4 protein-coding genes are annotated in these 2,553 nt (G+C 65.1%); all 4 read right to left on the bottom strand.

Annotation, left to right across the window (positions count from 1 at the left end; translation table 11 throughout):
- Positions 1-198: 198 nt before the first annotated feature.
- Positions 199-624 (bottom strand): CopG family transcriptional regulator, encoded by a 426-nt coding sequence (locus tag DBR23_RS26150; protein ID WP_108500045.1) that lies wholly within the window; start codon positions 622-624, stop codon positions 199-201.
- Positions 625-921: 297 nt separating this feature from the next.
- Positions 922-1,425 carry a pyridoxamine 5'-phosphate oxidase family protein gene (locus tag DBR23_RS26145; RefSeq protein ID WP_108500044.1) on the bottom strand — a complete coding sequence of 168 codons (504 nt, stop codon included), beginning with the start codon at positions 1,423-1,425 and terminating at the stop codon, positions 922-924.
- Positions 1,426-1,573: 148 nt separating this feature from the next.
- A complete protein-coding gene (locus DBR23_RS26140; RefSeq protein WP_056743179.1) occupies positions 1,574-1,930 on the bottom strand; it encodes a zinc ribbon domain-containing protein YjdM in 357 nt (118 codons plus the stop codon).
- 62 nt (positions 1,931-1,992) lie between these two features.
- The coding region (locus tag DBR23_RS26135; protein WP_304466247.1) for a helicase C-terminal domain-containing protein at positions 1,993-2,553 on the bottom strand (561 nt) is incomplete at its 5' end.

The raw sequence follows: 2,553 nt of genomic DNA, 5'->3' as shown, positions 1-2,553 counted from the left end.
GGTGCGGGAGGGGGGCCATGGCGCGCCACTGCCTCGCCCAGGGTTTGCTGGATGGCCCGCGTGGCGTTGGCTAGTTGGCCGCTGCGCACCAGCTGGGTGGCTTCGCCCATCAGGCGCTTGAGGTTCAGGTTCCAGTCCATGGGGACTCCTTGGTGGTGGGTGCGGGCACGGGCGACGCGCTGCGGTTTGTGTACGGATTCAATGCATGCGCCCGGCCAGCGCGGCCTTGACGGCCGTACTGGCGTGGAACGCGCCCAAGACCGTCACCGAGGCGATCGTGGCCTGCGCCAGTGCGGGCGGCACGTCGTCGTCGATGCTGGCCAGGCCCAGCACACGGATCTCCAGCGCCTGGCCTGCCGCCAACACGGCCTCCAGCTCGGCCCGGCCAAAACGCTGCAGTCCCAGCACAAGCATCTTGCGGGCCACCACCTGGCGCACCGCGTCGTTCTGGGCGGTCAGCTGGTTGCGGATGGCGGTGCGGATGAAGTCGGTGCGGTTGGCGTAAAAGCCCTCGGACACCAGCAGGTCAATGTGGCCCAGGTCCACAAAACCGAGGTTGATGGTGACCTTCTCGGACTCGGGCACCTTGCTGCGTGCGGGGGCGGTGGGAACCAGGTTGCTCATCAAGCACACTCCAAAAAACATCCAGACAGATGGTGTATGGATGGAATATGGATGGTGGTTGGCTGCTTTGCAAGAGCTGCCCACAAAAAATGAGGCCTACGGGCCCCAGGAGGTACTGCATGCGTTCACTACTAAAATGGTAGCAAACAAGCCATGTTTCAGTAGCGCTAGCGCCCGGTTTTGCCTGAAATTTGCCCCGGGGACCCACAGGATGGCGGTGCAGATGCTGCACCGCCCTGGGGAAAGGCGCTCAACACACACCCTGCAGGCCGATCCCGAGGGATCGTCCACAGGCGCTCAGAACAGCGTGAGTTCCTTGTGTTCACCCAGGCTGCGCGGCGGCTCGCTAGTGAAGGCGGCCTTGGCCATCTGGAACAGCTGCACCATCTTGCTCTCGTCCACGTTCCAGTATTCGGCGTGGCGAACGCGCACCACCAGCAGTGCCAGGTCCGGGTCGGTCGCTCCGCCGGGGAACCACGCCTTGGCTATGGGCGACCACAGGGCTTCCTTGAGCGCGCGGTCGTCCACAAAACGCGCCTGGCCTGACACGGACACATAGCGGTCCTCGCCCGGGTCGGCGTACGACACATTCACCTCGCCATCGGTCAAAAGGCGTTCGTACAGCTCGCCCGACTGGGAGATGAAGAAGTACAGCTCGGCCTGTTCATCGAGCTGCCGGTTTTGTGTGGTGAGCGGGTGCGCGTGCAGCATGCCTGTGGACGTGCGGTGCGTGAGCATGCCAAAACGGATGTCCTTGATGAGCTTCCACAAGGTGTCGTGGGCGGGGGAGTTGGGGTGCATGGGGCCTCCAGCAGGTGGTAGGGAATCGATCGAAGAGTGCGGGCACTGCAATCGATTGACTCTAGGCACCACGGGGCGGCCAGGGCGTCGGCGGGGAACGCCGATGCCTGTGGGCGGTTGTCTGACACAGGGGCGCCGCCCTCCTCCATCAGGCCTTCTTCAAGAACTCCGACTTCAGCAGCATGCTGCCCAGGTCCGTCTTGCAGTCCACGTTGTGGCCATCGGCACCATCGACCAGGCGGATGCTCTTGATCTTGGTGCCCTTCTTGAGCGTGGACGACGAACCCTTGACCTTGAGGTCTTTCACCAGGATCACCGCGTCGCCGTCGGCCAGCGGGTTGCCATTGGCATCCCGGACGATGCCGTCGCCTGCATCGGCGTCGGCGTCCGCTGCATCGGCCACCTGCGGCCATTCAAAGGCGCAGTCGGGGCACACATAGTTGCTGCCATCCGGGTAGGTGTTCTCCTGGCCGCACTGGGGGCAGGCGGGAACGGTGTGGGGCATGGTGGGGTCCTCTCTGTCGTTGTTGTAGTGATTGTGAAATGGGTGCGCAAAGTGTCGCCGCTTCACAGCGGCGCACGTTGCTCCAGCGCAAACGGCGGCAGCCCTTTGAGCAGCCGCTGGCCGTAGCTGGTGCGCGTCAGGCGCTTGTCGTAGCAGTACACATGCGCCATGTCTTCTTCGGTGCGGATCGCGCGGCCCACCCACTGCGCCAGGCGGATGGCGGTGGCGGGCACCACCAGCTCGCTGAAGGGGTCGCGGCCCACGGCGCGCAGCCATTCGGCGCGGGCCTCGCCCACCGGGTCATCGGGCGGGGCAAAAGGCAGCTTGGTGATGAAGACCGACTCGCACAGGCGCCCGGGCAGGTCCAGCCCCTCGCCAAACGACTGCATGCCGAAGATGACCGAGGGCTCGCCGTTCTCCACACGCTCGCGGTGGCGGCGCAGCAGCTGCGTGCGCGGCAGCGCGTTCTGCACCAGCACCACGCTGCGCATGGCGGTGGGCAATGCGTCCACGGCCTGTCGCATCTGCTCGCGCGAGGTGAACAGCACCAGCGCGCCGTATTCCACCCGGGCAATGTCGTGCAGCAGCGCATCGACCATCTCGGTGGTGAACTGTGCGGCGTT

Source organism: Acidovorax sp. HMWF018, from assembly GCF_003061035.1.
Taxonomy (GTDB): domain Bacteria; phylum Pseudomonadota; class Gammaproteobacteria; order Burkholderiales; family Burkholderiaceae_C; genus Acidovorax; species Acidovorax delafieldii.
The sequence above is the reverse complement of the archived record's forward strand: the minus strand, read 5'-3'. Positions and strand labels throughout refer to the sequence as shown.

Coding starts and splice junctions, on each gene's coding strand:
- DBR23_RS26150 (WP_108500045.1), bottom strand. CDS start 624: ATGAGCAACCTGGTTCCCACCGCCCCCGCACGCAGCAAGGTGCCCGAG.
- DBR23_RS26145 (WP_108500044.1), bottom strand. CDS start 1,425: ATGCACCCCAACTCCCCCGCCCACGACACCTTGTGGAAGCTCATCAAG.
- DBR23_RS26140 (WP_056743179.1), bottom strand. CDS start 1,930: ATGCCCCACACCGTTCCCGCCTGCCCCCAGTGCGGCCAGGAGAACACC.